This window comes from Citrifermentans bemidjiense Bem, from assembly GCF_000020725.1.
GTDB classification, from domain to species: Bacteria; Desulfobacterota; Desulfuromonadia; order Geobacterales; family Geobacteraceae; genus Geomonas; species Geomonas bemidjiensis.
Genome location: NC_011146.1, coordinates 1,653,327 through 1,677,524 on the forward strand (window position 1 = coordinate 1,653,327; position 24,198 = coordinate 1,677,524).

At 62.0% G+C, this 24,198-nt stretch carries 20 protein-coding genes; 18 read left to right on the forward strand and 2 right to left on the reverse strand.

Going from position 1 to position 24,198, the window contains the following annotated elements; translation table 11 throughout:
* Positions 1 to 218: 218 nt before the first annotated feature.
* The 9 genes from had to GBEM_RS07235 all read left to right on the forward strand — a co-directional run bounded on the left by had (position 219) and on the right by GBEM_RS07235 (position 10,813).
* Complete coding sequence (gene had, locus GBEM_RS07195; protein ID WP_012529862.1) at positions 219 to 1,292, forward strand: 6-hydroxycyclohex-1-ene-1-carbonyl-CoA dehydrogenase; 1,074 nt, start codon at positions 219 to 221, stop codon at positions 1,290 to 1,292.
* 9 nt (positions 1,293 to 1,301) lie between these two features.
* On the forward strand, positions 1,302 to 2,108 hold the full coding sequence (locus tag GBEM_RS07200; protein ID WP_012529863.1) for a cyclohexa-1,5-dienecarbonyl-CoA hydratase: 807 nt from the start codon (positions 1,302 to 1,304) through the stop codon (positions 2,106 to 2,108).
* A 106-nt stretch (positions 2,109 to 2,214) separates the two neighbouring features.
* Entirely contained in the window at positions 2,215 to 2,928 is a 714-nt protein-coding gene (fabG, locus tag GBEM_RS07205; RefSeq protein WP_012529864.1) for a 3-oxoacyl-ACP reductase FabG, read from the forward strand.
* A gap of 239 nt (positions 2,929 to 3,167) precedes the next feature.
* The gene (locus GBEM_RS07210; protein ID WP_012529865.1) at positions 3,168 to 4,364 is read left to right on the forward strand and encodes a thiolase family protein; all 1,197 of its coding nucleotides are present in this window, start codon (positions 3,168 to 3,170) and stop codon (positions 4,362 to 4,364) included.
* 23 nt (positions 4,365 to 4,387) lie between these two features.
* Complete coding sequence (locus GBEM_RS07215) at positions 4,388 to 5,236, forward strand: amidohydrolase family protein (protein ID WP_012529866.1); 849 nt, start codon at positions 4,388 to 4,390, stop codon at positions 5,234 to 5,236.
* 27 nt (positions 5,237 to 5,263) lie between these two features.
* Positions 5,264 to 6,244 carry a GTP 3',8-cyclase MoaA gene (moaA, locus tag GBEM_RS07220; RefSeq protein WP_012529867.1) on the forward strand — a complete coding sequence of 327 codons (981 nt, stop codon included), beginning with the start codon at positions 5,264 to 5,266 and terminating at the stop codon, positions 6,242 to 6,244.
* A gap of 1 nt (position 6,245) precedes the next feature.
* Complete coding sequence (fdhD, locus tag GBEM_RS07225; RefSeq protein WP_012529868.1) at positions 6,246 to 7,013, forward strand: formate dehydrogenase accessory sulfurtransferase FdhD; 768 nt, start codon at positions 6,246 to 6,248, stop codon at positions 7,011 to 7,013.
* A 212-nt stretch (positions 7,014 to 7,225) separates the two neighbouring features.
* A complete protein-coding gene (locus GBEM_RS07230; RefSeq protein WP_012529869.1) occupies positions 7,226 to 9,004 on the forward strand; it encodes a sigma-54-dependent Fis family transcriptional regulator in 1,779 nt (592 codons plus the stop codon).
* A gap of 495 nt (positions 9,005 to 9,499) precedes the next feature.
* A complete protein-coding gene (locus GBEM_RS07235; RefSeq protein ID WP_012529870.1) occupies positions 9,500 to 10,813 on the forward strand; it encodes an acetyl-CoA hydrolase/transferase family protein in 1,314 nt (437 codons plus the stop codon).
* Positions 10,814 to 10,919: 106 nt separating this feature from the next.
* Here the strand turns inward: GBEM_RS07235 and GBEM_RS07240 are convergent, their stop codons facing one another.
* The gene (locus tag GBEM_RS07240) at positions 10,920 to 11,384 is read right to left on the reverse strand and encodes an Rrf2 family transcriptional regulator (RefSeq protein WP_012529871.1); all 465 of its coding nucleotides are present in this window, start codon (positions 11,382 to 11,384) and stop codon (positions 10,920 to 10,922) included.
* A 37-nt stretch (positions 11,385 to 11,421) separates the two neighbouring features.
* Positions 11,422 to 11,862, reverse strand: coding sequence for a GNAT family N-acetyltransferase (locus tag GBEM_RS07245; protein WP_012529872.1), 441 nt, complete (start codon positions 11,860 to 11,862; stop codon positions 11,422 to 11,424).
* Between the two features lie 291 nt (positions 11,863 to 12,153).
* On the opposite strand from GBEM_RS07245, the gene GBEM_RS07250 reads away from it, so the two are divergent.
* The 9 genes from GBEM_RS07250 to nuoF all read left to right on the forward strand — a co-directional run bounded on the left by GBEM_RS07250 (position 12,154) and on the right by nuoF (position 24,144).
* Positions 12,154 to 12,612: an acyl-CoA thioesterase gene (locus tag GBEM_RS07250; RefSeq protein ID WP_012529873.1), complete on the forward strand. Its 459-nt coding sequence runs from the start codon at positions 12,154 to 12,156 to the stop codon at positions 12,610 to 12,612.
* A 108-nt stretch (positions 12,613 to 12,720) separates the two neighbouring features.
* Positions 12,721 to 13,860, forward strand: a complete 1,140-nt coding sequence (gene oah, locus GBEM_RS07255) for a 6-oxocyclohex-1-ene-1-carbonyl-CoA hydratase (RefSeq protein ID WP_012529874.1) — start codon at positions 12,721 to 12,723, stop codon at positions 13,858 to 13,860.
* 148 nt (positions 13,861 to 14,008) lie between these two features.
* A complete protein-coding gene (locus tag GBEM_RS07260; RefSeq protein ID WP_012529875.1) occupies positions 14,009 to 16,027 on the forward strand; it encodes an aldehyde ferredoxin oxidoreductase N-terminal domain-containing protein in 2,019 nt (672 codons plus the stop codon).
* The gene (locus tag GBEM_RS07265; protein WP_012529876.1) at positions 16,024 to 16,557 is read left to right on the forward strand and encodes a 4Fe-4S dicluster domain-containing protein; all 534 of its coding nucleotides are present in this window, start codon (positions 16,024 to 16,026) and stop codon (positions 16,555 to 16,557) included. Before GBEM_RS07260 ends, GBEM_RS07265 begins: the two co-directional genes overlap by 4 nt.
* A gap of 30 nt (positions 16,558 to 16,587) precedes the next feature.
* Complete coding sequence (locus tag GBEM_RS07270; protein ID WP_012529877.1) at positions 16,588 to 17,739, forward strand: (Fe-S)-binding protein; 1,152 nt, start codon at positions 16,588 to 16,590, stop codon at positions 17,737 to 17,739.
* 46 nt (positions 17,740 to 17,785) lie between these two features.
* The gene (locus GBEM_RS07275; RefSeq protein WP_012529878.1) at positions 17,786 to 20,824 is read left to right on the forward strand and encodes a CoB--CoM heterodisulfide reductase iron-sulfur subunit A family protein; all 3,039 of its coding nucleotides are present in this window, start codon (positions 17,786 to 17,788) and stop codon (positions 20,822 to 20,824) included.
* A 37-nt stretch (positions 20,825 to 20,861) separates the two neighbouring features.
* The gene (locus GBEM_RS07280; protein ID WP_012529879.1) at positions 20,862 to 21,629 is read left to right on the forward strand and encodes a hydrogenase iron-sulfur subunit; all 768 of its coding nucleotides are present in this window, start codon (positions 20,862 to 20,864) and stop codon (positions 21,627 to 21,629) included.
* Positions 21,630 to 21,764: 135 nt separating this feature from the next.
* Positions 21,765 to 22,223, forward strand: coding sequence for a complex I 24 kDa subunit family protein (locus tag GBEM_RS07285; RefSeq protein ID WP_012529880.1), 459 nt, complete (start codon positions 21,765 to 21,767; stop codon positions 22,221 to 22,223).
* A gap of 10 nt (positions 22,224 to 22,233) precedes the next feature.
* Positions 22,234 to 24,144, forward strand: coding sequence for an NADH-quinone oxidoreductase subunit NuoF (nuoF, locus tag GBEM_RS07290; RefSeq protein WP_012529881.1), 1,911 nt, complete (start codon positions 22,234 to 22,236; stop codon positions 24,142 to 24,144).
* Positions 24,145 to 24,198 lie beyond the last annotated feature (54 nt).

Below are 24,198 nucleotides of genomic sequence, written 5' to 3' on the forward strand. Positions count from 1 at the left end.
AGGGAGGTCCATCGGCGCCTGGACCGTCGCTGAACCTGACCGTTTAAGCCTCCGCATTCCCCTTGTCTCAATTTCCACAAAAACTGTTTTATTTTTTCCTTTCCTGAAAAGATATCCCCTTGACAGCTAAATAAGCATTGTGGTACTTATTTACCATAACAGGATTTGCCACCGAAAACGATTCGATAAAAAACCACTTTAAGCAAGGAGGAAGCTTTATGTCCAAGTCAGCGTATCGCTGGTCCATGACCGCCGTCGGTGAACCGATGCAAAAGGGTGAATTCGCCCCTGCGCCGGGCGCGGGAGAAGTCGTCGTCGAGGTCGCCGGCTGCGGCGTCTGCCACACCGACCTTGGTTTCTATTACAGCGGCGTCCGCTTCAACCACCCCGCACCGCTCACGCTGGGGCACGAGATCAGCGGCCGCGTGGTCACGGCGGGCGAGGGGGCTGGCCAGTGGGTTGGCAAGGCGGTGCTCATTCCGGCGGTCATCCCCTGCGGCGAATGCGACCTCTGCCTCTCCAGTCACGGCACCATCTGCCGCGCGCAGCAGATGCCCGGCAACGACATCCACGGCGGCTTCGCCTCCCACATCGTGGTTCCGGCTAAGACCCTCTGCCCGGTCGACGAGAAGCGCCTCGCCGCGGCAGGGCTTGAGCTTGCCGACATCTCGGTCGTGGCCGACGCGGTGACCACACCTTACCAGGCAGCGGTGCAGGCCGAGGTCCAGCCCGGCGACGTCGCCATCGTGATCGGCGTGGGCGGGGTAGGCGGCTACGCGGTGCAGGTGGCCAACGCTCTCGGCGCAACCGTCATCGCCATCGACGTGGACCCGGTGAAGCTGGAAAACGTTGGCAAGCACGGCGCGGCGCTCACCCTCAACTCCCGCGAGATCGCCGGCAAGGAACTGAAGAAGGCGATAAACGACTTCGTGAAGGCGAAGGGGCTGAAGCAGACCTGCTGGAAGATATTCGAATGCTCCGGCAGCACCCCCGGCCAGGAGACCGCCTTCAGCCTCCTCACCTACGGGGCCACCCTCTCCGTCGTCGGCTTCACCATGGACAAGATCGAGCTGCGCCTCTCAAACCTGATGGCGTTCCACGCCAGGGCCCTTGGGAACTGGGGCTGTCTGACCGAACTGTATCCGGCCGCGCTCGACCTCGTGCTCGACGGAAAGGTCGCCCTGACGCCGTTCATCGAGAAGCATCCCCTGGACAACATCAACCAGGTGTTTGCCTCCGCACATGCCCACAAGCTCACCAGGCGCGCCATCTTAGTGCCGGGTCTTTCCTAGGAGGACGCCATGAGCCAAGCCGCTACCCAAGCACCGCAAACCGCCGCAGCCGACTCGCCGCTCAAGGTGTCTCTTGAGCGCGACGGCCGCCTTTTGAAACTCACCCTCGCTCGTCCGAAGGCGAACATCGTCGACGCGGCCATGATCGGGGCGCTCCTGCAGGCGCTGGACCAGCACCTGAAAGAACCCCGCCTGAGGGGGGTGCTGCTCACCGCGGAGGGGCCGCATTTCAGCTTCGGCGCCAGCGTGGACGAGCATATGCCCGACTCCTGCGCCCAGATGCTGAAGTCGCTGCATGCGCTTGTGCTGAAGCTCGTCGAGAGCCCGGTCCCAGTGCTGGTTGCGGTGCGCGGCCAGTGCCTGGGGGGCGGCCTCGAAGTAGTCGCCGCCTGCAACCTGATCTTCGCGGCACCCAACGCGCAGCTGGGGCAGCCGGAGATAAAGCTCGCCGTTTTCGCCCCTGCCGCTTCTTGCCTCTTACCTGAGCGGATCGGGCAGGCCCAGGCGGAGGACCTCCTCTTCTCTGGACGCAGCGTGAGCGCCGAGGAGGCGCATCTCATGGGGCTCGTATCGGTCATCGCCGAGGACCCGGACCAGGCGGCCCTGGATTACTTCGACAAGCACCTGGCCCCGGTTTCCGCCAGCACGCTGCGTTACGCGGTGCGCGCGGCCCGGCAGGACAAGGCCTCAAGGATCAGGGCCAAGATCTCCTTCGTCGAGAAGCTCTACCTCGAGGAGATGATGAAGACTCACGACTCGGTGGAAGGCCTCACCGCCTTCATCGAAAAGCGGCAGCCTACCTGGCAGGACCGCTAGTCCAACGAACTCGTCTCCCGACCCTGGGAGTAAGGGGGGCTGCCGTTCTATCACCCGCGGCAGTCCCCCAGAGTCCAAACCATAGTTAGAGCCGACAGGGGGGCACATGAGCAGCTTTCTCAACTTCAACGGACGCACCGCGGTGGTCACCGGCGGTGCGCGCGGCCTGGGCCTTGCCATCACCCGCGCGCTTTTAAGCCACGGGGCGCGCGTGCACGTCTTCGACGTGGCGCCGGGCGAGGGGGCGGAGGACTACCAGTTCCACAAGGTGGATATCACCGACCCGGCGAGCGTGGCTGCCGCGGTCGCCGCCATTCCTGAGCCGGTGACCCTCCTGGTGAACAACGCGGGGATCACCCGCGACCGCAGCGTCTTCAAGATGTCCGACGATGAGTGGAGCTCCGTCCTCGGGGTGAACCTCACCGGCGCCTTCAACATGGCGCGGGCTCTCGCCCCCGGGATGAGGGACGCAGGCTACGGTCGCATCGTCAACATCACCTCGATAAACGGCATCCGCGGCAAGTTCGGCCAGGCCAACTACTCCGCCTCCAAGGCCGGGCTCATTGGGCTCACCAAGACGCTCGCCCGCGAGCTGGGCCCCAAAGGGGTAACGGTGAACGCGGTGGCGCCGGGAATGGTCCTGACCGACATGGCGCTGGCGCTTCCCGAGGAGATCCTGGACCGGGCCAGAAACGAGTGCCTGCTCCCGGAATTGGCGAAACCCGAGGACATCGCCAACGCGGTCACCTTCCTCCTCTCCGATGCGGCGGGGAAGATCACCGGCGAGGTGATCCGGGTCGATTCCGGCCAGTACATCTGACGAAAAAGGGGACAGGCTACTTTTTGAAATCAAAAAGTAGCCTGTCCCCCTTAACCCCCAATGCGGCGGGGAAACCCGCCGGAGAGGGATCTTGAGCGATTCGGGGACCAGTAGATCTATAAGTTGGCTTGCCGGCTTTGAAAATTGCCGCCCCTTCGCAAAAGGGGACAGGCTACTTTTCAAAATAAAAAAGTAGCCTGTCCCCCTTTCGGGGGCGCGGCCGAGATATGGAGGTTGCAATGCGAGAAGCGGTTATCGTCGATGCGGTGCGGACGCCGGTGGGGAAATTCGGAGGCGCGCTGAAGGACGTCCGCCCGGACGACCTGGCGGCACTTTGCATCATGGAGCTGGTGCAGCGGAACAAGCTCGACCCCGGGCTCATCGAGGACGTGGTGCTTGGCTGCACCAATCAGGCAGGAGAGGACAACCGCAACGTGGCGCGCATGGCGGCGCTCCTGGCGGGGCTCCCGCACTCGGTGGCGGGGCACACCATCAACCGCCTCTGCGGTTCGGGGTTGAACGCCATCAACAGCGCCGCCCAGGCCATCAAGGTGGGGGAGGGGAAGATCTTCATCGCCGGGGGGACCGAGTCCATGACCCGCGCACCCTTCGTCTTCGCCAAGGCCGATTCCCCCTTCTCGCGCGACATCAAGGTGTTCGATTCCACCATCGGGTGGCGCTTCACCAACCCCCGGATGACCGAACCGTATGCCAAGGAAGGAATGGGGGACACCGCCGAGAACGTGGCGCGCAGCTACGGCATCACCCGCGAGCAGCAGGACGAGTTCGCGCTGGCGACCCAGAGGAAATGGGGCGAGGCCCAGGCCGCGGGGAAGTTCGAGGACGAGCTGGTTCCGGTCGTCATCCCGCAGAAGAAGGGGGACCCGAAGGTCGTGGACCGGGACGAGTTCCCGCGCCCGGACGTGACGCTGGAGCAACTCGCCAAACTTTCCCCCGCCTTCAAGAAGGACGGCAGCGTCACCGCGGGTAATTCCAGCGGCATCAACGACGGCGCCGCCGCCGTGCTCCTCATGGAAGGGGAGCTTGCCCGAGAGCTCGGCTACCGGCCGCTGGCGCGCATTCTCTCCAGCGCCGTCGCCGGCTGCGACCCCTCGTTCATGGGGCTCGGCCCGGTTCCGGCCATAAGGAAGGCTCTGGAAAGGGCGGGGCTGACCATCGGCGATATCGACCTCTTCGAGCTGAACGAGGCCTTCGCGGCGCAGGCCATACCTTGCATGAGCGAGCTGGGGATAGACCCGGCCAAGGTGAACGTGAACGGCGGATCCATTGCCATCGGCCATCCTCTCGGCTCCACCGGCGCCCGCATCACCGCGACGCTCGTGCACGAGATGCGGCGGCGTAACGCCCGCTACGGCGTGATCTCGCTCTGCATAGGCCTTGGGCAGGGGATCGCCACCGTGGTGGAACGGGTCTGAAACGGATGTAAGGGGGAGAAACCATGCCGGCAACCGAAGAGAAACCCCTCAGGATCGATTTCCACGTGCACCTCGCCACGTACGACGGTTTCCTGCACCCGTGGGTGGTGGATTGGATGCGGATTGCCCACCCCGTGGGGTACGAGGAGTACGTGGCCCGCTACAGTGACCCGGGCGCCTTCGAGGCACTGCTTCAAGAGGAAGGGGTCGACTACGCCTGCATCCTCGCCGAGCTCACCCCCGTCACCACCGGCATCTGCAGCAACGACTCGGTGCGCGATTTCTGCCACGGCAGGAGGAGTCTGATCCCCTTTTGCGACATAAACCCCTACCTGCACACCGATCTGGCCGCGGAGTTGCGCCGCAAGGTCGAAAGCGAAGGGTTCCGGGGCATAAAGCTCTACCCAAGCTACCAGCACTACTACCTGAACGATTCGAGGATGTACCCTCTGTACCGGGCAGCTGAGGAACTCGGCATCCCCGTCCTGATCCATACCGGTTCCTCGGTCTTCAAGGGAACCAGGCTGAAATACGCCAATCCCCTGCATCTGGACGATGTGGCCGTCGACTTCCCCTCGTTGAATCTGGTCATGGCCCATTCGGGGCGCGGTTTCTGGTATGACCGCGCCTTCTTCTTATCCAAGCTGCATCCAAACGTCTACATGGAGCTTTCGGGGCTCCCCCCCGCGAAGCTCATGACTTACTTCCCCGAACTGGCTCGCAACACGGGAAAAACCATTTTCGGCAGTGACTGGCCTGGAATGCCGCGCATCCGGCATAACATGGACGCCATAGCAGGGCTGCCGCTGCCGCCGGAAGGTGTTGCGGCGATACTGGGCGGCAACGCGGCCAAACTTTTGAACCTGGGGTGACGCCGCCTCGCGGCAAAGGAGGAGATCGTGTCACTCATCGACGCTCACGGCAGGCGCATCAACTACCTTCGGCTCTCCGTGACCGACCGTTGCAACCTCCGCTGCAGTTACTGCATGCCGGCCCAGGGTGTAAAGCTCCTGCCCCAGGACCGGGTGCTCTCCTACGAGGAGCTCTTGCGGGTCGCGAAGCAAGCGGTCGCCGTCGGGATAGAGAAGATCCGGGTGACCGGCGGCGAGCCCCTGGTGAGAAAGGGGATTGTCCCCTTCCTTAAACGGTTGGCGCTGATACCGGGGCTCGAAGAGCTGGTGCTGACCACCAACGGAACACTCCTGCAGGGAATGGCCCGGGAGCTTAAAGATGCCGGCGTTCAGCGCCTGAATATCAGCCTCGACTCCCTGAGCCCTGTGACCTTCGCCAAGATCACCCGCGGCGGCGATCTCAAGGCGGCGCTCGCGGGGCTTGAGGCGGCCGAGCGGGCCGGTTTCCCGCCGCACAAGATAAACGTGGTGCTGATGCGCGGGGTCAACGACCACGAAATCCTCGATTTCGTGCGGCTCACACTGGAGCGCCCCTACGCGGTGAGGTTCATCGAGTACATGCCTACCTGCCAAGCGGCCGACTGGCGTTCGCTCTGCATTCCGGGGAGCGAGGTGCTGGAGCGGATCGCGGAGCGTTTCCTGATCGAGAAGCTGGAGCGAAACGAGCGTTCGGGACCGGCCAAGAACTTCAGAGTTAAGGGCGCTGTCGGCTCGCTCGGGGTCATCACCCCGATGACCGGTCACTTCTGCGACGCCTGCAACCGGCTCAGGGTGACCGCCACAGGCGTGGCCAAGGGGTGCCTGTTGTCCGGGGCAGGGGTGGATCTAGGACCGCTTCTGGCCTCCGGCGACGATGCCTCGCTACGCGACGGGATCCGCCGCATCGTCCACGACAAGCCAGGCCGTCACCGGTTCGACGAGGAAGCCGGCGTCGTAGCGCCCTTCGTCATGGCAGGGATAGGGGGATAGGATGGCTTCTGTTTATCGTTACGAAAAAGGGGCCGTTACCGCAGCTGAGAGGGAAGTGGTGGCCGAGGTCCCCGTGGTTCTGCACGTGAACGGCAGGGAGCTTGCCACCCTGATCGCCTCCCCCCACGAGCTCCGTTTCCTGGTTGCCGGGTTTCTCAGGCTGCAGGGGCTCGTGGACCGGGTCGAGGATTTCAACGCCCTCTCGGTCTGCGACGATCACGGCATCGCCAGCGCCCAGGTTAAAAAGGAGCTTCCGGAAAAGCTGAAGCCTGTCCTCACCTCCGGTTGCGGCACCGGCATTAGTTTTTCCGTCCCTAGGGTCGATGCCGCGCAAAGCGCCGTAGAAAACGGGAAAACCTACACCCCCGCCGCCGTCTTCTCCATGATGGACGGGCTGGCCCGGAAGGCGCAGGGGTACCAGGCCCACGGCGGCATGTACTCGGCCGCGGTAGGCGACGGAGACGTCGTACTCTTTTCCGAGGACCTCGGGCGCCATAATACTATCGACCGCATCGCGGGAGAGGCGCTCATGAAGGGAATAGACCTCTCAGGGATGATGCTGGTCACCTCGGGGCGCGTCTCCACCGAACTGATCGCCAAGGCGGCGCTTTTGGGGATCACGGTTGTCGCCTCGCGCACTTCACCCACCGGGACCGCCGTGAAAATGGCCGAGGAAGCGGGGATCACCATGATCGGCTACGTGCGGGCGGACCGCTTCGATGTCTACAGCCATCCGGAGCGGATCGACTTGGCAGCGGTTGCCAGCTGACCCAGCCCGTGCTGTATGTATTGACGGAAACGCCGGATTTCATGTATACAAATGACTCCTAATGGCATCAAAAGCAGTCCGATTCCAGCGCTCCCCCTCCATTGATACCGCAGGTGGGAGGGAGGCAGAGAAGGGGGACAGGCACTTGCGGAGCCAGTCCCCCAGGGCGGAGCCAGTCACCTAGGTCATGAAGGAAGAAAGAGAAGGCGCTTATGGTGCAGGTCGCTGACATAACGGGGATGGAAGGGACTACCGGCTGCGGTGACGCTTCGGGCATCGTGAGGCTGGACGCCGATCTCGGCATCACCTACCTCGACGCGGCCGCCGCTGACCTGATAGGGATCCCCGCGGAGAGCCTTTTGGGGTGCGGGCTCGACGAGGTGGCGGATCTCTCCGAGCTCAGCACCCTGATGAGAAGCGGCACCGTCTTCAACAATCAGGTGCTGCAGGTCGGCAAGAGGCGTCTGGTCTGCGACTTTCTCCCGACCATGGAGTCGGAGCAGCTGGTGGGGGGGATTTTGTCCGTCCTGCGGCTCCTTCCGGAACAACTCCCCGATCCCTCCATCGATTTGAGAGCCCTGTTGCAGTCGGGTAGCGCCTCCCTCGATCTCAACTACGACGGCATCGTCATCGTGGACCGGGAAGGGGTGGTGGTCATGGTCAACCAGGCCTTCGCCGACATCCTCGACACCACCCCCAACGCCATCATCGGCAAGCACGTCAGCGATGCCTACCCCAATTCCCAGTCCTCGAAGCTGCCGGCGGTCATGGAAACCGCCACCCCCCAGATCGGCATCACCCATTACCTGAACGGCAAGCAGGTCTACGCCTCGCTCTATCCGATCGTCAAGGACGGCCAGGTGATCGGCGGGGTCGGCAAAATCCTGTTCAAGGACATCCGCGAGATCACGCTGATCGCCAACCGGCTGCAGGGCGCCTCCGAGACGCGCGCGGCGGCCGGGAACGTGGCGCGCAAGGAATCGATGTCGCGCTACGACGTGAACAGCATCGTCGGGCAGAGCAAGCAGATGCAGGACCTGAAAGAGTCCCTGCTGCGGGTGGCTTCCAAGAACTCGAACATCCTCCTCCTGGGGGAGAGCGGGACCGGGAAAGAGCTTTTCGCCCACGCCATCCACGCCGCCAGCAACCGCCGCTACGCCCAGTTCGTCAAGGTCAACTGCGCCGCCATTCCGGAACATCTGCTGGAAAGCGAGCTCTTCGGCTATGCCGAGGGAGCCTTCACTGGGGCGAGGAAAGGGGGGCAGCTGGGGAAATTCGAGCAGGCGCACCTGGGGACCATCTTCCTGGACGAGATCGGCGACATGCCGCTGTACATGCAGGCGAAGATGCTGCGGGTCCTGCAGGAGAGGGAGCTGACACCTTTGGGGAGCAACGCGCCGAAAACGGTCGACGTGAGGGTGGTCGCCGCCACCAACAGCAACCTCGAGGCCTTGGTGCGGGAGGGGAAGTTCCGGCAGGACCTCTACTATCGCCTCAAGGTGGTGACGCTCTGCATCCCCGCGCTCAGGGAGCGCAAGGAGGACATCCGCGCCCTCAGCATAAATTTCATCCAGCAGTTCAACGAGGAGTTCGGGCTGGAGGTCCAGGCGCTGAGCCTGGAGGCCCGCGACGTGGTCATGCACTACGACTGGCCGGGGAACGTGAGGGAGCTGCGCAACGTGATCGAGAGCGCCTTCAACGTGGTGACCGGTCCGCTCATCCTCAAGGAGCACCTCCCGGAACAGCTCTCCAGGATGATCCAGGACGGCAGCTCCGGCATCCCGCACGACATCGGCCCCTACCTGCGCGCAAGGCTCGGGAGCAAGCCGCTTCCGGCCATCGTCGAGGAGTTCGAGAAGCTGCTGGTCGAGGCCGCCATCGAGTTTTGCAACGGCAACAAGCTGCAGGCCGCCGATCTGCTCGGCATCTCTCGGCAGTGGCTGTACAAGAAGCTACAAAAGAAGCATAACGACGACTCTTCCGGCCACTGAGTCCCGGCTTCATTCGCCCCCGGGCCGCTCCCTCCTGTCAGCAAATCAACCCGTTTCCCAGCTCTCCCCCTCCCGCAAGGGGAGGGGGAAACCTAACACCGTTTATTCCAGCCGCAGGTGTTACGGATTCTTCTGCCTCAACCCCCTCCTTGAAAGCCCCAATTCTCCAGGTGCAATAACAGGTTTTCCTCACTGTAAACAATTCGCATACAGTCACCAGGTGCTGTTTACAAATATAACTAAGCGAAATTACAAGAAGTGAAAATAAGTGTCGCCTGTGGGTGTCAACAATCGTTTACAGGAGGGGCTGGCTGCATACCGGGTGAAGTTGCAGTTAGGAGAACATTGTTTTGCTGAATTTACGCGCCTTTGCCAATTTTGTTTTTGTTTCATTTAGGAAATCCGGATTTTGGTACCCAAGTTGCTATTAACCTTCTCCAGAAGCAGCCCGCAGGCAAGGCCGCACACAACAACCACAAACAGGAGGAAGCACCCGTGAATACTATCGCCCTTGCAAAAAGCAACTTCGAACAGGAATACCGGCAAAAACTCTGCTCGGCTGCCGAAGCTGCCACCATTGTCAAATCGGGAGATCACCTCTGCTTTCCACTGGGCGTAGGCGAGCCGACCTTGTTCGTCAAGGCGCTCGCGGCACGAAAGCGTGAGCTCGAAGGTGTGGTGGTGAACCAGCAGCATCATCTCTGCCCCGACTACTTCACCGAGGACTCCACCCCGCACATCAAGGTCAACGCGTGGTTCACCAGCCACGTGTCGCGCGAAGCGGTGCAGAAGGGTTGGGCGGACTTCGTCCCCAACCACTTCCACGAAGTGCCCAAGCTGCTGCGCGAGTACTGGCCGGTCGACGTCGCCGGAACCGTGGTCTCCCCGATGGACGAGTACGGCTACTTCACCTGCAGCCTCTCGGTCGGCTACACCATGGAGGCGGTGAAGAAGGCGGAGAAGGTGGTGGTTCAGGTCAACCCCAACGCGCCGCGCACCCACGGCAACTGTCACATCCACATCTCCGAGGTGGACCACATCATCGAGTGCCATGAGCCGCTCAAGGAACTGGAAATCCCCAAGATTTCACCGATCGAGGAAGCCATCGGCGCTTACCTCGCCGAGATGGTTCCCGACGGCTCCTGTCTGCAGCTAGGCTGGGGCGGCATCCCCAACGCGGTCACCCGCGCGCTCATGACCAAGAAGGACCTGGGCGTCCACACCGAACTCATGTCCGACGGGATCGTGGACCTGATGCTGTCCGGCGCGGTCAACAACTCCAGGAAGACCATCCACCGCGGCAAGGCCTTGGCGACCTTTGCGCTCGGGACCAAGCGCCTGTTCGACTTCATGCACGAGAACCCGATGATCGAGATGCACCCGGTCGACTACGTGAACGACCCGGCCGTGATCGGGAGCATCGACAACGTGGTCGCCATCAACGCCACCATCCAGGTCGATCTCTTGGGGCAGTGCTGTTCCGAGTCCTTCGGGCACCTGCAGTGGAGCGGGACCGGCGGACAGGCCGACTTCGCGCGCGGCGCCAACAGGTCGCGCGGCGGCAAGGCCTTCATCACCACCGCCTCCACCGCGAAAAACGGCACCATCTCCTGCATCGTGCCGACGCTCACCGCGGGTGCCTCCGTCACCACCAGCAAGAACGACGTGGACCACGTCGTGACCGAGTTCGGCGTCGCTAAGCTCAGGGGGCAGACCGCGAAGCAGCGCGCCATGAACCTGATCAACGTGGCGCACCCGGACTTCCGCGGCGAGCTGATGGAAGCGGCTCGCAGGATGAATAGGATTTAGCTGGAAAAGGGGGGGGGTAGGGAAGCAGGCGCCTTTCAGTTCCCCCTCCACCTGCGGGAGGGGGGACTGAGGAGGAGATGAGAGCGGTTGAGGGGGCGGGCCCCTCTCAACCTGCAGCCGCTTTTGAGATCCTGCCCGGCGGGCTCGCCTCCGCCGCACCTTCGCCTGTGGCCCTGGTGTTCTTCAGCACCGTGGCCAGGGTGACGGTGTCGAGGATGGCGCGGGTAACGGTGTCGATCTCGCTGGTCACGCTGTGCAGCTCGGAGACCACCGGCTCCGCCGCCTTGTTCCAGTGGGGGAGATCCAGTTCGCTCTCCAGCGTTTCGAAGAGCTGGATGATGTCGAGCAAGGTGGTGCGGTTGACGTTGCCGGCGAAGCGGTAACCGCCCCCTACGCCGCGCATCGCCTGGACCACTCCCTGGTGCACGAGGTTGCGCATCACCTTGGCCAGGTGGTGCGAGGAAATGCCGTACTTGTCGGCGATGTCCGAGGTGGAAAGCTGCCGCTCCGGGTCTCTGGCCAGTTCCAGGACGGAGATAAGCGCGAAAAGGCTTGCCTTGTTTAGCTTCATGATCGTCTCGCTCCAAATAGAGGCGCCCGTGGCGCCGTCAGTCGATTCGTTTTTCCAGCTCGACGTAGCGCCCGGTCCGCAACCCCATGCCGCGGAAGAAGGAAAGGGTGAGCTTGTTGTCGATGTCCACCATGGTGCGCACCGTGTCTACGCCGGCCTTTTTCAGGCGCTCGCAGATCTCGGTGAACATCCTGGTGCCGATCCCCCCTTCACGGGTGGTATGGGACACCCTGAGGGCGAACACCCAGCCGCAGGGGGGGGAGCCGAACTCCCAGGCGCGGACCTCGCCGATGATGAAGCCGAGCAGGGACTTTCCTTCCTGCGCGACCAGAAAGACCCGGTCCGGACGGCCGGCCACCACGTAATGCTGGAAGATGCCCTGCCAGTACCCCGTCTTGTCCTCGTTGGGCGTCCGGTCCAAGGCGATGATGGCTTCCAAGTCGCTCGGGATGGCGTCCCTGATGGTTATCTTGCTCATGTCTAGACTCGCTCGCGATTTCGCCGCGCCTCAAGGCGCTCCTCCCGGGGAAGGGAGGCGGCTGAACCGCTGTTGGGATGGGTTCCGATCCGGTGGGGATGGAAATTGGTAATCTAGTACCATGAAGGCAAGATGTTGGCAAGCGTTAGCTGGGAAATATCGCGTATACATTATTTATTTCTTGACCCTAATTCGGCATAGTGATACTAATTTAGCATAATTGAAACATTGTTCTGATATAAAGCCGGGCGGTTGCCGGTTGAGCCAGGGTCGGGGAAAGGCGGGGTGGTCATGGAACAGTTTCGATACTATCTCAGGGTCCGCTACTACGAATGCGACATGCAGAAGGTGGTCTACAACGCCAACTACGCCAACTACGCGGGCGTGGCTACCATCGAATTCCTGAGGGCGCTCGCGGGGCCGGGCCTTTTGCAGGGGGACCTCGATTTCATGGTGGTGAGCCAGAACATGGAATGGAGGGCACCGGCGCGTTTCGACGAGGTCCTGGAGATATCGGTGGCGGTTAAGGAAATGGGGAAGAGCTCGATCACCATCGTCACCGACTTCCGCCGCGCCGGAAACGAGGCGGTGATCGCCTCGGCCGAGACGGTAAGGGTCCTGGTCGACGCCAAGACCCTGCAAAAGACGGAGATCCCGGCCGGGCTGCGCAGCGCCCTGGAGAAGGGCGCCCCGGGTACGGTGGTGGACCACGCGGGGTACCTGCAGCTGGACGATTTCGTATTTTCCTAAAACAGCAGTTTTTTTTCTTGACATAAAAGTGGTATTAAAGTACTTATTTACTCAAATAGAAATTTCGACATGCAACTCAAACCATAAAAAGAAGTCAAGGGGGAAGCCGTGGCAACTACCGACGAGATCATCAAGAGAACCGCACCGTCCCATCTGATCGATCACAACCTGATCGACCGCGACGTGGAGAGCCTTTGCGACGGGATGGTGAAGTACGAGAAGCGTCCCGCGAAGAGAAAGGACGGCAGCGTGGTGCAGGGGCTGTACAACGCCTGGATCATCTTCAACAACCCCAAGCAGTTCAACTCCTATACCACCGACATGGTGAAGGCGACCATCCTGGCCTTTCGCCGCGCTTCCGTCGACCGCGAGGTCAACGCCGTGGTCTTCACCGGCGTGGGGGAGAAGGCTTTCTGCACCGGCGGCAACACCAAGGAGTACGCGGAGTACTACGCGGGGAACCCGCAGGAGTACCGCCAGTACATGCGGCTCTTCAACGACATGGTTTCCGCCATCCTCGGGTGCGACAAGCCGGTCGTCTGCAGGGTGAACGGGATGAGGATTGGCGGCGGCCAGGAGATCGGCATGGCCTGCGACTTCAGCGTCGCGCACGACTTGGCCAACTTCGGCCAGGCCGGTCCCAAGCACGGTTCCGCTGCCATCGGCGGCGCTACCGACTTCCTCCCGGTCATGATCGGCTGCGAGCAGGCCATGGTCTCCGGCACGCTGTGCGAGCCGTTCTCGGCGCACAAGGCGGCGCGTCTGGGCATCATCGCAGACGTGGTTCCGGCGCTTAAGATCGACGGCAAGTTCGTCGCCAATCCGACGGTCGTCACCGACAAGTTCCTGGACGAGTACGGCCGTGTCATCCACGGCGAGTTCAGGACCGGCGCCCAGTTCAAGGAAGGGCAGGCCCTTATCAAGGAAGGGGAGATCGACCTCTCCATGCTGGACCAGAAGGTGGATGAACTCTGCGCGAAGCTGATCGACACCTTCCCCGAGTGCATGACCAAGAGCCTCGAGGAGTTGAGGAAGCCGAAGCTGGACGCCTGGAACGCCAACAAGGAAAACTCCAGGGCATGGCTCGCGCTCAACATGATGAACGAGGCGCGCACCGGCTTCAGGGCCTTCAACGAGGGGACCAAGGAGACCGGCCGCGAGATCGAATTCGTGAAGCTGCGCCAGGGGTTGGCCGTCGGTACCCCCTGGACCGAGGAGCTCGTGGACAGCCTGATGCCGGGAGCGTAGGGGTAGGCGGATCAAGATGTGCCGCGGCAGGTGCGCGAGCGCTCCGCGGCACGCCTTAAAATGGTAAAAAAGTACTTTTATGCCAGAACTGGCATCGGTCCTGATCGTCGGAGCCGGAACTCAAGGTTAGCAACCAAGGGGTAACTATATGAGGTATGCAGAGACAGGATACGTGCTGGAAGTCGACCTGACCAAGGGGAACATCGAGAGGGTGGCTACCGATCCCAAGGACACCGAGCTTTACTTGGGCGGCCTGGGAACCAACGCCAAGCTGCTGTGGGACCGGGTCCCGGCTGACGTCGACGCCTTTTCTCCGGAAAACCTTCTCATTTTCGCCGCCGGCCTTCTGTGCGGAACGCCGGCCACCGGGTGCAACCGCACCATAGTCTCCACCATCTCCCCGCAGACGAAGCTCATGGCCTTCTCGATGATGGGCGGGTTCTGGGCTCCGGAGTTGAAGTACGCGGGTTACGACAAGGTGGTCCTGCGCGGCAAGTCGCCGAAGCTCGTCTATCTCTACATCAACAACGACAAGGTCGAGATCCGCGACGCCTCCCACCTGAAAGGGAAGGGGGCCATCGAGACCGCCGAGCTCATCAAGAAGGAGCTGAACGAGCCGAGAGCCCAGGTGGCCGCCATTGGCCTCGCCGGCGAGAACCGGGTCTTCTACGCCTCCATCGAGCAGGGCAGATCCTCCGCCTCCCGCGGCGGCATCGGCGCGGTGATGGGGGACAAGGGGGTCAAGGCTGTGGTCGTTCGCGGCACCAAGGACCTCTGCGTCGCCAAGCCCGAGGAGTTCAACAACCTCTGCGGCGAGGTGCTCGACTACATCAAGCACCGCGAGGACAACCCGATCCCCGACGTGATGCCCATCCTGGCCGGGCTCGGGAGCCCGCAGGAGATGAAGGTCCACGACGAGAAGTGGCACACCGAGAACTTCAACTGGGGCAACGCCCGTACCCGCCGCAAGGACTTCTGGACCGACGAGGTGAGCCACGCCTGGGAAGAGACCATGGATAAGGCGAGGACCCGCCTCATCAGCTGCTTCAACTGTCCCATGAAGTGCGGCGCCACCATCTCCATGGAGGGGCTCCCCACCTACATGATGAAGTGCTTCACCAAGCTCACCTACACCATGGCGGCCTTCTCCGACCTCGACTTTGGCCTGAGGATGGCGCAGAAGGCGACCGAGTACGGCCTGGACGGCTTCTCGACCCCGCAGGTGATGGCCTTCGCGATGGAGCTTTTGGAGAAGGGGATACTGAAGCAGAGCGACTTCCCCGGCATGCCCGATGAGAACGACGCGAAGTTCTTCTACCTCCTGGACCTGATCGTGAACCGCCAGGGGATCGGCGACATCCTGGCCGAGGGGACCTACTGGGCCGCGAAGAAGATCGGCAACGGCGCCGAGGAGTACGCCCACAACAACATCAAGAAGCACGAGCAGCTCCCCTTGAAGCTCTCCATGCTGAACCCCATCTACTACCTGATGTACTGCACCGGGGAGAAGATCAACATCACCCAGATCGAGGGGCAGTTCCCGCAGGCGCCGTACCCGAAAGTGGAGCAGCGCGAGGAGTTCGTGAAGGACTGGGTCCAGGTTCCCGACGACAAGTTCAAGGACATCTTCCTGCAGTGGGAGCCGCGCGGCGAGAAGTCGATGCCCAACTTCCCGACGGTCGACATGTGCTGCGACATCGTGGACTGGCAGGAGATGATGCACTACATCGACGACGCGCTGGGGCAGTGCGCGGGGCTTTCCTCCTTCCCGCTGAAGCCGCCGTACCACATCCACAACTACCCGAAATTCATCTCCGCCGGCGCCGGCATCGAGATGGACAAGGACAAGCTCACCAAGGCCGCCAAGCGCTACCGTACCCTGGTGCGTGCCATCAACATCCGCCGCGGCATGAGAAGGGTCGACGAGCAGCCGCCGGCGAACCACTGGAAGAACCGGTTCCCGGAACTGGAGAAGGATCTTCTCGATTCCTACTACAAGCTCAAGGGGTGGAACGACGACGGCATCCCGACCAAGGAGACCCTGGAGGAGCTGGGGCTTGGCTACGTGGCGAGGGAGTTCGAGAAGACCGGCGTCTATGACGGCAAGCCGGCCGTAACCGCCGCGGCCACGCAGGAGACACTTTTAAGTGGAGGGGTACAGCCGTGAGTGAGACCAAGAAAAGAACCATCAAAACGATAAACATCGACGCCGACAAGTGCAACGGCTGCCGGGCCTGCGAGGTCATCTGCTCCTCCTTCCACGCCATGCCCCCCTACAGCAGCAACAACCCGGCCCGCTCCAGGGTCCGCGTGGTGCGCGACCCGCTTCGCGACATCTACATCCCGCTCTACGCCGGTGACTACACCGAAAGCGAGTGCATGGGGCGTGACAAGTTCATCATCGACGGCAAGGAGTACGACGAGTGCGGCTTCTGCCGCACCTCCTGCCCCTCGCGCGACCTCTTCCGTGAGCCGGACTCAGGCCTGCCGCTTAAATGCGACCTCTGCGACGGCGAGCCGGAACCGCTCTGCGTCAAGTGGTGCCTGGTCGGTGCCCTGTCGGTGACCGAGCGCGAGATCGAGGAACCGGCCGACGACATGAAGAACCAGGAGCTGGAGATCGGTCTCCAGTCACTGATGAAGAGGTTCGGGACCGAGAAGCTCCTCGATACGGTGGGCCAGATCACCAAAGGCTAACGACGCTAACAACAAAGGACGGGTGCTATCGTGGAAACCGTGACTCCATTCAAAGAGATAATCGATGTCATCAAGGAAAAGGGCGGCGATTCGCTCAAATACTGCTACCAGTGCGGTCTTTGCGACTCGGTCTGCCCCTGGAACCGGGTACGGCAGTTCAGCATGCGCAAGGTGGTCAGGCAGGGGGTCTTCGGCCTCACCGAGATCGAGCAGGAAGAGATCTGGCGCTGCAGCACCTGCGGCACCTGTCCCAGCCGCTGTCCCAGGGGTGTGAACCAGATCGAGGCGGGAATCGCCCTGAGGACGATGGGGGCGGAATACGACGTCTACCCCGGCCACGTAAGCACCATCCGGAACGTGGTGGCGAGCCTGACCAGCGAGGGCAACTCCATTGGCGGCGAGCGCGCCAAAAGGGGCGACTGGGCCAAGGAGCTCCCGGTGAAGCAGTACGAGGAGGGGATGGAAGCCCTCTACTTCACCGGCTGCTACCTAAGCTATGACCCCAGGATGAGGAAGGTGGCCCAGGCCACCGCGACCATCCTCAACAAGGCGGGGGTGAAGTTCGGGATCCTCGGCAACAAGGAAACCTGCTGCGGGGAAAGCATCCGGAAGACCGGCAACGAGGAGCTTTTCAAGAAACTCGCCAAGGAGAACATCAGGAACTTCATCGACAACGGCGTCAAGAAGGTGATCGTCTCCTCGCCGCATTGCTACCACACCTTCAAGAACGAGTACCCCGAGTTCATGGTGAACTTCGAGGTGGTCTTCATCTCCCAGCTGATCGAGCAGCTCATCAACGAGGGGAGGCTCACCATCAAGGGGGAATTCGCCAAGAAGGTCACCTATCACGACCCCTGCTACTTGGGGCGTCACAACGGCGTCTACGACGAACCGAGGAACGTGCTGAAAAAGGTGCCGGGCCTCCAATTCACCGAGATGGCCGACAACCGCGAATCCGCCCTTTGCTGCGGCGGTGGCGGCGGCAGGATCTGGATGGAGACCCCGAAGGAGGAGCGCTTCGCCGACCTCAGGCTCAGGCAGGCGGTAAACGCCGGGGCCGAGGTGCTCGCCACCTCCTGCCCCTACTGCATCACCAACTTCACCGACTCGAGCCTAGACCTGGCCGACGACGAGAAGGTGGAGGTGAAGGATCTGACCGAGATCATCGCCGAGGTGATCTGACCACCGTCACTTGCATCCAACGAACTCTAGTTGAAGGAAAACTTCTATGAATACCGCAGAGAGAAATATTGGTGACGTACTCATTGTCGGTGGAGGGATCAGCGGTATTCAGGCCGCGCTGGATCTCGCCAATTCCGGGTTCAGGGTCTTCCTGGTGGACAAGTCTCCCGCCCTGGGAGGGAAGATGTCCCAGCTGGACAAGACCTTCCCCACCAACGACTGTTCCATGTGCATCGAGAGCCCGAAGTTCATCGAGTGCTCCCGAAACCCGAACATCGAGATCATCACCTACACCGAGGTGGATCGGGTGGAAGGGGAGGCGGGCGACTTCAAGGTGACCCTCACCAAGAAGCCGAGGTACATCTCCGAGGAGAAGTGCACCGGGTGCAACATCTGCGTGGACTACTGCCCGGTCAAGATCCCGGACCCGTTCAACCAGAACCTCTCCGAGAACAAGGCGGTCCACATCTACTTCTCCCAGGCGGTGCCGCTGGTCACCTACGTCGACCCGGAGACCTGTCTCTACCTGAAGGAAGGGAAGTGCCAGATCTGCGTCGGCGCCTGCAAGACCAACGCGATCGACCTGCACCAGAAGCCGGAGACCTTCCAGATCGAGGTTGGCGCCATCATCCTCTCCCCGGGCTACTCCACCTTCGACCCGAAGCTCAGAAACGACTTCGGCTACGGCAAGATGCAGAACGTGGTGACGAGCCTCGACTTCGAGCGCATCCTCTGCGCCACCGGCCCCTACGAGGGAGAGGTGCTGCGCCCCTCCGACAAGAAGCACCCGCACAAGATCGCCTGGATCCAGTGCGTGGGGTCGCGCCAGGTGATCCCCGGCGGCAACAACTACTGCTCGGCCGTCTGCTGCGCCTACTCGCAGAAGCAGGTGATCCTCGCCAAGGACCACAGCCCGAGCCTTGAGGCCACCATCTTCCACAACGACGTCCGCGCTTACGGCAAGGACTTCGAGAGGTTCCACCAGAGGGCCGAGAAGCTCCCCGACGTGCGCTTCATCAGGAGCTACGTCACGGTGGGGAGGGAGATCGAGAGTTCGAAGAACGTCACCATCCGCTACTCCACCGTCGACCAGGGGGTCAAGGAGGAGGAATTCGACATGGTGGTCCTCTCGGTGGGCCTCAACCCCCCGAAGGACGTGGAGGCGCTGGCCACGAAGTTCGGCATCGAGCTGACCGACCAGAAGTTCTGCAAGAACAACCCGTACAACCCGATCGAGACCTCGAAGAAAGGGATCTTCGTCTCCGGCGCCTTCCAGGGCCCCTTGGACATCCCCGAATCGGTCCTGACCGCCAGCGGCGCCGACGCGCTCTGCGGAGAGCTACTCTCCTACCGGCGCCACAAGCTGGAGCGGGAGAGGGTCTACCCCGACGAGAAGGACGTCTCCAAGGAGGAGCTGAAGATCGGGGTGGTCGTCTGCTACTGCGGCGCCAACATCGGCCGCGTGGTCAACATCCCCGAGGTGATCGAGTACGCGGCGACGCTCCCGAACGTCTCCTGGGCCGGCGAGAACCTCTTCGCCTGTTCCACCGAAAACGCGAAGCAGATCTCCGACGCCATCGTGGCCAAGGGCTTGAACCGCGTGGTGCTGGCGGCCTGCACCCCTAGGACCCACGAACCGCTCTTCAGGGACACCTGCCGCGAGGCGGGGCTGAACCAGTACTTCTTCGAGTTCGCCAACATCCGCGAGCACTGCTCCTGGGTACACTCCCGCGAGAAGGAGAACGCGACCGAAAAGGCGAAGGAAATCGTCAGGATGGCGGTAGCACGCGCCGCGCACCTGGAGCCCTTGCAGGAATTCCAGCTCCCGGTGGACCACACGGCACTCGTCGTGGGGGGGGGCGTCGCCGGCATGACCGCCGCGCTCAACATGGCGGAGCAGGGCTTCGAGATCTATCTCGTCGAGAAGGACGACGACCTGGGCGGTTTGGCGAGAAGGCTCCACTACACCCTGGAGGGGACCGAGATCCAGCCCTTCCTGGAGGATCTGGTCAAGAAGGTGTACCGCCACCCGTCGATCCACGTCTGGACCGACTCCACCATCCTGGACGTCACGGGTTACGTGGGCAACTTCACGACCCAAGTGGAGAGCCAGGGGAGGGTGCGCGAGGTGAAGCACGGGGTATCGCTTCTCGCCACCGGCGCGGCCGAATACAAGCCGACCGAGTACCTCTACGGCGAGAACGAGAACGTCCTCACCCAGTTGGAGCTGGAAGGGGAGATCGTCGCGGAGAGTGAAAGGGTGAAGGCGGCCCAAAGCGTGGTGATGATCCAGTGCGTCGGGTGCCGGCAGACCGACCGAAACTACTGCAGCCGGGTCTGCTGCAGCCAGGCCATCAAGAACGCCCTGAAGCTGAAGAAGATCAACCCCGAGATCGAGGTCCAGATCATCTTCCGCGACATTCGCACCTACGGCCTGAAAGAGGTCTACTACCGCGAGGCGGCGAACCAGAACGTGAAGTTCATCCGCTACGAGGCTGACAAAAAGCCGGTGGTCGAGGCGCTAGGGGCGGGCTTCAAGGTCACCGTGCCCGACCCGGTCTTGGGGCAGGTGATGGAGCTTGAGGCGGACCTCGTGGTGCTCGCCGCGGCGGTGATACCGTCCGAGGCAAGCCAGGAGGCGGGGAAACTCTTCAAGGTCTCCAACAACCCGGACGGCTTCTTTCAGGAGGCCCACGTGAAACTGAGGCCGGTGGACTTCAGCGCGGACGGCGTCTTCCTCTGCGGCACGGCCCACTACCCGAAGCACCTGACCGAGACCATCAGCCAGGCCCTGGGGGCCGCGGGGCGCGCGGTGGGGATCCTCTCCAGGGAAACGGTCACCGCCTCCGGTTCGGTCTGCGACGTCAACGAGAACAACTGCGTATCCTGCGGGGCCTGCATCACCGCCTGCAAGTACGGGGCGATCAGCTTCGTGGACACCCCCAAGGGGAAAAAGGCCCATGTGGAACCGATCCTTTGCAAAGGGGACGGCCTGTGCAACGCCAAGTGCCCGACCCAGGCGATCTACCTGAAGCACTACACCGATGACGCCATATTCGCCCAGATCGACGCAGCGCTTCACTAAACAAAACCAGGAGAGATGCCTGGAAAGGAGGTAGACAATGACAACCGGAATAGAACATAAGCCCAGGGTCGTCGGTTTCCTGTGCACTTGGTGAGCGTACGGCGCTGCCGACCTGGCTGGAGTTTCCAGACTGCAATATACGACAGAGACAAAGATCATCAGGGTAATGTGCACCGGCAGGGTGGACCTGGCTTTCATCCTCAGGGCGTTCAAACAAGGCGCCGACGGGGTGTTCATCGGGGGATGCTGGCCCGGCGAATGCCACTACGTAACCGAGGGTAACTACGACGTACTGAAGAACGTGCATATCGCCAAGAAGATGCTGGAGAAGATCGGCATCAACCCCGACCGCCTGAGGCTTGAGTGGATTTCGGCCTCCGAGGGGATGCGCTACGCCGAGGTGATGAACGAATTCGGCAAGAGGCTCAAGGAATTGGGTGCGCTGGGCAAGGGGGAGGGGATCGACGAGCGTTCCCTAAAGCTCAGGATGGAAGCGGCTTACAACCTGGTCCCCTACGTGAAACTGGTGGAGAGGGAGAGGATCAGGCAGCGCTTCAAGACCGAGGAGGAGTACGATGCCTATTTCGCCTCCGCGGAGCTGGAGTCGCTCTTTAACAACCTGGTGACGGACAACCTGGCCGTGAGCCAGATGACGCTCCTTTTGAAGGATAAGCCGCTCTCAACAGCCGAGATCGCCTCGGCGCTGAATCTCACCGCGGCCGACGTCAACAGGCACATCAAGTCATCGAGCAGGAAAGGGCTGGTCAAGTACGACGAGGGGTTGAACGCGTACGCGCTGGCTTAGGCGAGAACGGGGAAGGGGACTGGCTCCTTAGGGGACTGGCTCCGAAGGTGCCTGTCCCCCTCCCTGCAACCCAGCCCCGAGAGCTGAAGGATTTTGGTAGAGGAAAAGCTAACCCCTATAAGAAGGACGGCCACCATGTGCATGGATATCTCGAAGATAGACAACATCATAGACAAGCATAACGCCGAGCAGAGCTCGCTGATCCAGATCCTTTTGGACATCCAGAGCGAGCACAACTGGCTCCCGAAACAGGCCCTGGACCGCGTCGGCGAGAGGCTGGACGTGCCGATGAGCCGGATCCAGCACATCACCACCTTCTACAAGGCCTTCAGCCAGGTCCCCAAGGGGCGCCACCAGATCCATGTCTGCATGGGCACCGCCTGCCACGTCCGTGGCGCGCAGAGGGTCCTGGACACCATCTCCGACGCGATCGGGATCAAGGCCGGCGAGACCGACGCGGACCTCAAGTTCAGCCTCGAAACCGTGAACTGCCTGGGATGCTGCGCGCTGGGGCCGGTCATGGTCATCGACGGCGAGTATCATGGCAACGTGGCGCCTGCGCAGTCGGCCGAAGTGCTGAAAAACTACGAGTAAGGGATCTCTTATGCCAAGGATAAAATCGCCCGCAGAATTGGAAGCATTCAGGAAAGCCATCCTGGCCAAAAGGGATGACAAGAAGCCCTGCATCACGCTCTGCTCCGGCAGCGCCTGCCACGCCACGGGGAGCGAGAAGGTCGCCGACGCGATCCTGGCCGAGTTGGAGAGCCACGGGCTCAAGGATCAGGTCGATATCAGAAGGACCGGCTGCCACGGCTTCTGCGAGCAGGGCCCCATCGTGGTGGTCTACCCGGAAGGGATCAGCTACCTGAAGGTCAAGCCGGAGGACGTCTGCGAGATCGTCTCCCATACCTTCAAGGAGAAGAAGCTGGTTGAGCGGCTGCTCTACGTCGACCCGAACACCGGCGACAAGTCGAGCCACGAGCACGACATCCCCTTCTACAAGAACCAGCAGCGCCTCATCCTAGGTCTCAACACCAAGATCGACCCGAAGAGTCTGGAGGATTACCTGGCCGTCGGCGGCTACCAGGCCATGGCCAAGGCGCTGCTGCAGATGACACCGGAAGAGGTGATCGGCGAGGTCAAGGGGGCGAAGCTCAGGGGACGCGGCGGCGCCGGCTTCCCCTCGGGGACCAAATGGGAGTTCGCGCGCAACGCGCCGGGGGACCAAAAGTACGTCGTGGTCAACTGCGACGAGGGGGACCCGGGTGCCTACATGGACCGCTCCCTCATGGAGGGTAACCCCTTCACCGTGCTCGAAGGGCTCCTGATCGGCGCCTACGCCATCGGCGCGAGTGAGGGTTACATCTACGTCCGGCAGGAATACCCGCTCGCCGTAGACAACCTGACCGTCGCCATAAAAAAGGCGGAGGAACACGGCTTCCTGGGGAAAAACATCCTCGGCTCCGGGTTCGACTTCACCGTCAAGGTGCACCGGGGTGCGGGGGCGTTCATCTGCGGCGAGGAGACCTCACTCCTGCAGTCGCTGGAAGGAAAGCCCGGCGAGCCCAAGCCGAGGCCCCCTTTCCCGGCAGTCCGCGGCCTCTGGGGCAAGCCGACCAACATCAACAACGTCGAGACCTGGGCCAATATCCCGGTGATCATCAACAAGGGGGCCGATTACTTCAGCTCCATCGGGACCGAGAGCAGCAAGGGGACCAAGATCTTCTCCCTGGTAGGGAAGGTGAACAACACCGGCCTCGTCGAGGTCCCCATGGGGATGCCGCTCAGGGACATCATCTTCAAGATCGGCGGCGGGGTCCCCAACGGCAAGAAGTTCAAGGCGGTGCAGACCGGCGGCCCTTCCGGCGGCTGCATTCCCGAGGAATACCTCGACGTCAAGGTCGACTTCGACGAGCTGATGAAGATGGGCGCCATGATGGGTTCCGGCGGCATGATCGTCATGGACGAGGACACCTGTCTCGTCGACATCGCCCGGTACTTCCTGGAGTTTTTGAGCGACGAGTCCTGCGGCAAGTGCGTACCCTGCCGCGAGGGTATCCGCCAGATGCTCAAGGTGATGACCGCCATCACTCAAGGGAAGGGTAAGGAAGGGGACATCGAACTCCTGGAGAACATGGCCATGGCGACCCAGGGTGCGGCACTTTGCGCCCTTGGCAAGACCGCTCCGAACCCGGTCCTCTCCACGCTCAAGTACTTCCGTCACGAGTACGAGGCCCACATCAAGGAGAAGAGGTGCCCGGCGCTTTCCTGCAAAGAGCTGATCGCCTTCCACATCGACCCGGCGAAGTGCAAAGGGTGCGGCAGCTGTCTCAGGAAATGCCCCGCCACCGCCATCGAGGGTGGCAAGAAGACCATCCACGTCATCGACCAGGAGAAGTGCACCAAGTGCGGCACCTGTATCGAAGCCTGCCCGGCGGCGTTCCATGCGATAAGCAAGCTCTCCGGCGTGCCGGTGCCGGAACCGCCCCCTCAATCGGCAAGGGCCATAGCTTAACGACAACGATAGAGTCTCTCACTCTTTCCCGACTCTCCCTCTCCCTCTGGGAGA

Bases quoted from the DNA above. Each gene is read 5' to 3' on its own strand.
- had (WP_012529862.1), top strand. From the start codon at position 219: ATGTCCAAGTCAGCGTATCGCTGGTCCATGACCGCCGTCGGTGAACCG.
- GBEM_RS07200 (WP_012529863.1), top strand. From the start codon at position 1,302: ATGAGCCAAGCCGCTACCCAAGCACCGCAAACCGCCGCAGCCGACTCG.
- fabG (WP_012529864.1), top strand. From the start codon at position 2,215: ATGAGCAGCTTTCTCAACTTCAACGGACGCACCGCGGTGGTCACCGGC.
- GBEM_RS07210 (WP_012529865.1), top strand. From the start codon at position 3,168: ATGCGAGAAGCGGTTATCGTCGATGCGGTGCGGACGCCGGTGGGGAAA.
- GBEM_RS07215 (WP_012529866.1), top strand. From the start codon at position 4,388: ATGCCGGCAACCGAAGAGAAACCCCTCAGGATCGATTTCCACGTGCAC.
- fdhD (WP_012529868.1), top strand. From the start codon at position 6,246: ATGGCTTCTGTTTATCGTTACGAAAAAGGGGCCGTTACCGCAGCTGAG.
- GBEM_RS07230 (WP_012529869.1), top strand. From the start codon at position 7,226: ATGGTGCAGGTCGCTGACATAACGGGGATGGAAGGGACTACCGGCTGC.
- GBEM_RS07240 (WP_012529871.1), bottom strand. From the start codon at position 11,384: ATGAAGCTAAACAAGGCAAGCCTTTTCGCGCTTATCTCCGTCCTGGAA.
- GBEM_RS07245 (WP_012529872.1), bottom strand. From the start codon at position 11,862: ATGAGCAAGATAACCATCAGGGACGCCATCCCGAGCGACTTGGAAGCC.
- GBEM_RS07250 (WP_012529873.1), top strand. From the start codon at position 12,154: ATGGAACAGTTTCGATACTATCTCAGGGTCCGCTACTACGAATGCGAC.
- GBEM_RS07260 (WP_012529875.1), top strand. From the start codon at position 14,009: ATGAGGTATGCAGAGACAGGATACGTGCTGGAAGTCGACCTGACCAAG.
- GBEM_RS07275 (WP_012529878.1), top strand. From the start codon at position 17,786: ATGAATACCGCAGAGAGAAATATTGGTGACGTACTCATTGTCGGTGGA.
- GBEM_RS07285 (WP_012529880.1), top strand. From the start codon at position 21,765: ATGTGCATGGATATCTCGAAGATAGACAACATCATAGACAAGCATAAC.
- nuoF (WP_012529881.1), top strand. From the start codon at position 22,234: ATGCCAAGGATAAAATCGCCCGCAGAATTGGAAGCATTCAGGAAAGCC.